Genomic DNA, 6,360 nt, shown 5'->3' on the forward strand with positions numbered 1-6,360 from the left:
AGGTAGATGTAGGGCAGTGTGGTCTTCCCCTCTTCGAAATCGTGCATCGCCGGTTTACCCAGGGCCTTGGCACTCTGGGTGATATCCAGCAGATCGTCGATCATCTGAAAGGCGATCCCCAGATTGCGCCCATAGGTGCGGTAGACCTCCCGGTTCTTCCCCGCCAGGATCGCCGCCCCCTCCGCCGAGGCTTCGATGAGAGAGGCGGTCTTCTGGTAGATCATCTTCAGGTAGGCACCGCAGTCGGGATTGAACCGCTCCGAAAGGAGCACATCCTGTCGCTCCCCCAGGCTCAGCTCGATGACGGCATGGGAGAGGACACGGGCCACCTGCCGGTCGATATCCACCAGCTCGTGGAAGGCTTTGGCATAGAGGACATCCCCGAACATGATGGAGGTCTTGCTGCCGTAAAGGGCATTGAGAGAGGGACGGCCGCGGCGCAGATCGGCATCGTCGATCACGTCATCGTGGAGCAGGCTCGCGGCGTGAATCATCTCCACCACCGCCGCGGTCTTTACCGCCGCGGGACTGCTCCCGGCGATAATGAGGATCAGCCGGGCCCGCAGGCGCTTGCCGGCGGGCAGCCGCCCATAGAGCTCCTGCGCGTCCCGATCCTCCAGTTCGGCGATATACTGTCCGATCCGGCGTTCAACTGCTTCCAGCACCGGATCGTCCTATTCGCACTGGGTGACGATGTTTCCCACCGTCTCGATGAAGAGGGAGTTTTTGCGGTTCTCGAACTCTTGGGGCTCCGTGGCCGCCATCGACTGGACATTGCGTTCGTAGGCTTCCTCCAGTCCCTGATCCTCCAGCATCTTCTCCGCCACGGCCAGACGCTCGATCAATCGCTCGATCTCCAGATCCACGATGTTGCGGTTGGCTGTGTGGAGTATCTGGAAGAAGTTATCTCTGGGGGTAGTCATCATGAAATCGTCGTCGTCAAAAAGCTGCATCGTTTTCTCTTTTATGCTGGGATAGTCTCATCGAATTTGCTTCCGACCTGGCGGTCGAAAAATATGTGATGAAAATTTTGGGAGATATTATAGCACCTTTGCTACAAGAGAATAGATCGGACCCCCCTCACTAACTTGCCGATACAAAACGAAACAGAACAGGAGATTTCAGCGAATCTCGCCGCCGCCTAGCAGCCGTTCCCCGTCATAGAAGACGGCGAACTGCCCTCTCGCCAGGCCGTAGACCGGTTCAGCCAGTTCCACTTCGCCCCGTTCTCCCTCGATACGGACGCGGGCGGGGATGGCCCGGGTACGGTAGCGGACTTTGACCTGACACTCGAAACTCTCCAGATCCTCGAAGAGGTTGATCCGGCCGATCTCGAAACGACGCTCCTCCAGCCGATCCCGGGTCCCGACGACGATCCGGTTCTGCGCCGGATCCAGGGAGAGGACGTAGTGGGGATCGTGGGCCCCGTGGACGGTAAAGCCCCGCCGTTTGCCTACGGTGTAGTGCATATAGCCCCGATGGGTTCCCACCACTTCACCCGCATCGTTGAGCACCTCCCCTTCCCGGTCGATCTCCATGTGACGGGCCAGGACCTCGGTGTAGTCGTTCTCTACGAAGCAGATCTCGCTGCTCTCTTTCTGGGTGGCAATATCCGCCAGGACCGGGATCCGGGCGGCGATCGCTTTGACCTCCTCCTTGTGCCTCTCCCCCAGGGGGAAGATCAGCCGCGGCAGAACCTCCCGCCGTACCTGAGCCAGGAAATAGCTCTGATCCTTGTTACGGTCCGCCGCCATATAGACATAGCGGCCGTCACAGCGCAGGTAGTGGCCCGTAGCAATCTTGTCGATCCCCAGGGAGTCGGCAAAAGCCACCATCCGGCCGAATTTGATCTGCCGGTTGCAGACCACACAGGGGTTGGGGGTGCGTCCGGCCTGATACTCCCGGACGAAGTAGTCGTAGACCTCCTGCCGAAACTCCCCGGAGATATCCAGAAATTGCACCTCGATCCCCAGATACTCTCCCACCCGCTTCGCCTTGGCGAAGTTCTCCCGATGGTAGGCTTCGTTGTCGTGGAGTTTCATATAGACGCCGGTGACCTCGTAGCACTGCTCCTGCAGCAGCAGTGCCGTCACAGTGGAATCGACGCCGCCGCTCATCCCCACCAGGACCTTTTCAGCCATCACAACGCTCCCGTACCTGCAGACCGTATCCCTCGGAGGAACGGGCCAGTGTCGCTATCGCGACAGGCTCTTCCCCTCGACAAAGCAGGACCTGTTCAAAGACCGAAGGGGGAAGTTCGATCCGCTCTCCGGATATCACACGCTCAGCCGGGAGGACCGCGATCCTTCCCTCCAGCAGTACCCGTTTACGCTCCGCCAGATCCGGTTCCTCCTCGACACACTCTCCCACATACCATCCTTCGGACGCCGGGTGAACCCGGGCGACCTTGCGGCCGTCACGGCGGATCTGGAGCTCGGGAAGCTGCCCACCCAGATCGATCCAGGCGCCTGGACGTAATCGCTCCAGATGCTTGCTTTTGAGAGAGAGGGGCTCCAGACTGAGGTAATATTCTCCCTTTTTCAAATGTCGGAGACGTGAACGGTTGAGACGCAGAGCCTGGGTCTCAAGCATGGAGTTCTCCCGTGAAAGCGTCCAGGATCCGCTCTTTTTCCGCCGGGATCAGGTCATCGGGGACCTTCTGGCCCGTACTGAGATAGCTCACCGGCAGATGGCGCTCGGTCAAAAAGGCGATCAGATCCCCCACCCGCTGCGTTTCGTCAAATTTGGTGACGATGGCGTTTTCGACATTGATGAAGTTGAAGTGCTCGTAGATCTCGCGGATATCCTCATATTTGGCGGTAGCGGAGATGACCAGTGAGGTGGAGATCTCCCGATCCCGGACACTTTTGAGGAACTCCACCGTTCGGATCAGCCGATCGGTGTCGAAAGGGGAGATCCCCGCTGTGTCCACCAGGATCACGTCGTAGTCCGCCAGTGCGTCCAGCTGCTCCGCGAACTCCTCGATCCGCTCCACCCGGCGATGCTCCAGGTGGAGGATCCGGGCGAAGTTGTCCAGCTGCTCGTAGGCTCCGGCCCGCCAGCTGTCCAGATTGATCAGCGCCACCCGGTAGTCCCGATCCAGGAGGTAGCTGTAGCGCGCCGCCAGTTTGGCGATGGTCGTGGTCTTGCCTACACCGGTCGGCCCCACCATCATCATCACCCGGGGACGGGAGAGATCCTCAGGAACCACCCGCAGCCCCTCGTCCACCTCTTCCAACAGATAGCTCAACAGCAGCTTCTCATCCTCCGCCACCGCCGTCCCCAGCATCGGTTCCACCCGTTGTATCAGCCAGTCGCGGCGCAGTCCTTTGGAGCTCAAAAGCCCGATGACCTTTTCCACTGTCTCGGAATTCTCGTCACGAATCCCCGCCGCCGCCTTCATTCGCTGCATCTGACTTTGAAGCTGCTGCATCTCACGGATCAGCTCCTCCTCTTCGCTCAAGCCGAGGCTGGCCAGGTACTCCTCTTCGGGGACGGCCACGGTGATTTCCGCTATCAGCTTCCCGTCACGACCGGCAGTCTGACGGGCCCGTAGCAGCTGCAGATCGCTGACATGGGGATATTTGGACCGGGCCAGGGCGAAGGCCTCTTTAGGCGTCGGGGCTTCGAAGGTCTCTTCGATCATAAAATGGCTCCTTTTTTCCGGGGCCTGGGGCCCGGGGGCTTTTAAATAGTTTTGAGTCGTTTTCACTTAAGGATAGCAATCGGCGGCAATGTCTGCATCCTGGCCAGCGGAACGGTTACTGACTGACGCTCCGCCCAGTGCGGGTGAGGGACCGTCAGCTCCGGCCGCTGCAACTGCCGATCCTCATAAAAGAGTATATCGATATCCAGCGTCCTGGGGGCGTCCTTGAAGCTCCGGACCCGTCCAAAACGCCGCTCGATCTCTTGAAGCCGGCGCAGCAGGCGACGTGGGGGCAGCGACGTGGCGACCCGCAGAACCGCATTGTGAAAATCGGGCTGCTCCAGGTACCCGAAGGGGGGATTGACGAGGATCGGGGAGCTCTCCAGCAGACGCAGATCCTTCTGACGCTTCAGGAAGTGCCAGAGGTGCCCGAAACGCCGCAGCGAATCCCCCAGGTTGCCGCCGATCCCCAGCCAGACCTCATGCTCCCCCTGTCGCAGTGCCTGTCGGGGACTCTGCCATGGAAAGAGCGGGGTACGCAGCAGCGTCAACTCCGGGGTGAGGCTTTTGCGCAGGACCGCCATGTGGGCTTAGAGGACCTCGGCCCGTCCGCCCTGCATGACGACGGTATCTTCGATCCGGATGCCGAACTCTCCCGGCAGATAGATTCCCGGTTCGACGGTGTAGACCATGCCGTCTTCGATCCGGGTGCGGCTGCGGGTGGAGATGTAGGGCATCTCGTGGATGTCCAGCCCGACCCCGTGCCCCGTGGAGTGGACGAAATACTTCCCGTAGCCCGCCTTCTCGATCACCTCTCGCGCCAGGGCGTCGACCTGCCGTGCCTCCATGCCGCTGCGGGCCTTGTCGATAGCCCGGTCGTGGGCTTTGAGCACCGTGTCGTAGGCCCGCTGGATCTTGCGGGATTTGAAGCCCTGGATCGTCCCGAAATCGAACTCTTTGACCGCCCGGGCCGTTCGGGTCCGGTCGGAGCAGTAACGGCGGTATTTCACGCCGGCGTCCAGCAGAAGCAGATCGCCTTTTTTGAGCTTGCGCTTGGTGGGGCGGGCATGGGGTTTGGCGGCGTTGGCCCCGATGGCGACGATGGGATCGAAACTCAGCTCCCGCTTCCCCTCCTTGCGCAGGATACGCTCCGCCAGGAAATGCAGGGCCCGCTCATCCTCGCCGAAGCCCTCTTGGCTGAAGGCTTTGGCGATCTTGTCGAAGGCTTTGGCTCCGGCCCGGGCGGCACGGGCCAGCATCTCGATCTCTTCCTTGGTTTTGATGATCCGCCGGCGATGGGACCAGTCGGGCTCGGCCTTCCAGCGGATCTTCCCTTTGGGGTCGAGGCGTCCGAAGGCGTAGCAGTCCCACTCTTTGGGATCGTAGGCGCAGCGTTTGATGCCCGATTTTTTCAGACGTTTTGCCACGGCTCCGTAGAGATCGGAGACGATCACCACTTCGGCCCCCCGGACCGCTTCCCGGGCTTCGACGGCGTAGCGGCCGTCGGTGAAGAACCAGGCCTCCTCTCCCAGACGCAGGTAGACCGCGTTGTCGCAGCTGTAGCCGCATTCGTAGTAGAGGGCGCTCTCGTCCCGGAGGAGGATGTTTTTCACCCGATTATCCCTGCTGCTGCATCTGCTGCTGGCGTTGGGCTTCCTGAGCCGCTTTGATCTCGTTCATGATCTGGGTGATTCCGATCATGGCCAGGTGGTAGCCGAAGGGCCCCATTCCGGCGATCACACCGGCGCAGACCTCGGCCGTGATCGATTTGCGTCGGAACTCCTCCCGGGCATGGATATTGGTCAGATGAACTTCGATCGCAGGGATCTGGACAGCGGCCAGGGCATCCCGGATGGCGATGGAGGTGTGGCTGTAGGCGGCGGGGTTGATGATGATCCCCTGGGCATCCCCCATGCACTCCTGGATACGATCGACGATCTCCCCCTCCAGGTTGCTCTGGAAAAACTCGATCTCCAGCCCGTTCTCTTTGGCGAAGTGCTTCATCTGCTCATGGATCTGCTCCAGCTTCATGGGGCCGTAGATGTGCTGTTCGCGGACTCCGAGCATATTGAGATTAGGGCCTTGGATGACGACGACTTTCATTGAAATTCCTTTTTGGGTGTGATTTTGAAATAGGAGCATTTTATAGCAAAGGGGATTAAGGGGCGATTATCGCAATGGTATAATCCTGTTCCATAGAGAAAACAACCGGTTTCACTCGATAGCTCTGGCAGTCGCGAACATGAGAAGCGTTTAACAAACGATACCTGCGTATCGTTTGTAGCTTCGGAACCGAAACGATCGGAGCGAAGCGAAGCCGTGAAGGAGCGCCCGTTTCACGGGTTGAGCGCTCCTTTGTCGCCATCGAGTGAAACCTCTCTTGACATTTTTCAGAGGGTTCTATTGAAAGGTAAGCATGACAACCATCATCCTCCCCGACTATCTCTATACACCCAAAGGATATCTCCGGGAAAAGGCCGTGGCCTTCGATGACCGTATCCTGGCGATCGACACACCGGAGCGACTCCGCGAGAAGTATCCCGAAGCGCGTCTGATCGACACCGGCAGCGATTCGATCCTCTATCCCGGCTTCATCAATGTCCATACCCATCTGGAGTACTCCGCCAACCGAACCCGGCTGGAGTACGGAGATTTCATGCGCTGGCTCGAGAGCGTCATCCGGGAGCGAGACACCCTGGTCCCCCAGGCCGACA

General features: G+C 59.7%; 8 protein-coding genes and 1 pseudogene. 1 reads left to right on the plus strand and 8 read right to left on the minus strand.

The genetic code is table 11. The features are described 5' to 3' along the window. The 8 genes from F8I07_RS07200 to aroQ form a co-directional block, all read right to left on the minus strand. A partial coding sequence (locus F8I07_RS07200; RefSeq protein WP_292657692.1) for a polyprenyl synthetase family protein occupies window positions 1–665 on the minus strand: 665 nt, incomplete at its 3' end. 9 nt (window positions 666–674) lie between these two features. Beyond that, window positions 675–953 (minus strand): DUF2018 family protein, encoded by a 279-nt coding sequence (locus tag F8I07_RS07205; protein ID WP_292657694.1) that lies wholly within the window; start codon window positions 951–953, stop codon window positions 675–677. Between the two features lie 168 nt (window positions 954–1,121). Then, window positions 1,122–2,141 carry a tRNA 2-thiouridine(34) synthase MnmA gene (gene mnmA / locus F8I07_RS07210; RefSeq protein ID WP_292657697.1) on the minus strand — a complete coding sequence of 340 codons (1,020 nt, stop codon included), beginning with the start codon at window positions 2,139–2,141 and terminating at the stop codon, window positions 1,122–1,124. Next, entirely contained in the window at window positions 2,134–2,592 is a 459-nt protein-coding gene (locus tag F8I07_RS07215; protein ID WP_292657700.1) for a hypothetical protein, read from the minus strand. Before F8I07_RS07215 ends, mnmA begins: the two co-directional genes overlap by 8 nt. Further along, window positions 2,585–3,646, minus strand: coding sequence for a flagellar biosynthesis protein FlhF (locus tag F8I07_RS07220; RefSeq protein ID WP_292657702.1), 1,062 nt, complete (start codon window positions 3,644–3,646; stop codon window positions 2,585–2,587). Before F8I07_RS07220 ends, F8I07_RS07215 begins: the two co-directional genes overlap by 8 nt. A gap of 62 nt (window positions 3,647–3,708) precedes the next feature. Beyond that, window positions 3,709–4,230 carry a 2-amino-4-hydroxy-6-hydroxymethyldihydropteridine diphosphokinase gene (folK, locus tag F8I07_RS07225; protein ID WP_292657705.1) on the minus strand — a complete coding sequence of 174 codons (522 nt, stop codon included), beginning with the start codon at window positions 4,228–4,230 and terminating at the stop codon, window positions 3,709–3,711. Between the two features lie 6 nt (window positions 4,231–4,236). After that, on the minus strand, window positions 4,237–5,259 hold the full coding sequence (locus tag F8I07_RS07230; RefSeq protein ID WP_292657708.1) for a M24 family metallopeptidase: 1,023 nt from the start codon (window positions 5,257–5,259) through the stop codon (window positions 4,237–4,239). Window positions 5,260–5,263: 4 nt separating this feature from the next. After that, window positions 5,264–5,749, minus strand: coding sequence for a type II 3-dehydroquinate dehydratase (gene aroQ, locus F8I07_RS07235; protein WP_292657711.1), 486 nt, complete (start codon window positions 5,747–5,749; stop codon window positions 5,264–5,266). 313 nt (window positions 5,750–6,062) lie between these two features. Here aroQ and F8I07_RS07240 point away from each other — a divergent pair. After that, window positions 6,063–6,360 (plus strand): annotated as a pseudogene (locus F8I07_RS07240) (amidohydrolase family protein); the annotation flags it as partial.

Source organism: Nitratifractor sp. (assembly GCF_015487065.1).
Classification (GTDB): Bacteria; Campylobacterota; Campylobacteria; order Campylobacterales; family Sulfurovaceae; genus Nitratifractor.

Excerpts from the sequence above, each read along its gene's own strand:
- folK (WP_292657705.1), bottom strand. The coding sequence starts at position 4,230 with ATGGCGGTCCTGCGCAAAAGCCTCACCCCGGAGTTGACGCTGCTGCGT.
- F8I07_RS07215 (WP_292657700.1), bottom strand. The coding sequence starts at position 2,592 with ATGCTTGAGACCCAGGCTCTGCGTCTCAACCGTTCACGTCTCCGACAT.
- mnmA (WP_292657697.1), bottom strand. The coding sequence starts at position 2,141 with ATGGCTGAAAAGGTCCTGGTGGGGATGAGCGGCGGCGTCGATTCCACT.
- F8I07_RS07205 (WP_292657694.1), bottom strand. The coding sequence starts at position 953 with ATGCAGCTTTTTGACGACGACGATTTCATGATGACTACCCCCAGAGAT.
- F8I07_RS07220 (WP_292657702.1), bottom strand. The coding sequence starts at position 3,646 with ATGATCGAAGAGACCTTCGAAGCCCCGACGCCTAAAGAGGCCTTCGCC.
- aroQ (WP_292657711.1), bottom strand. The coding sequence starts at position 5,749 with ATGAAAGTCGTCGTCATCCAAGGCCCTAATCTCAATATGCTCGGAGTC.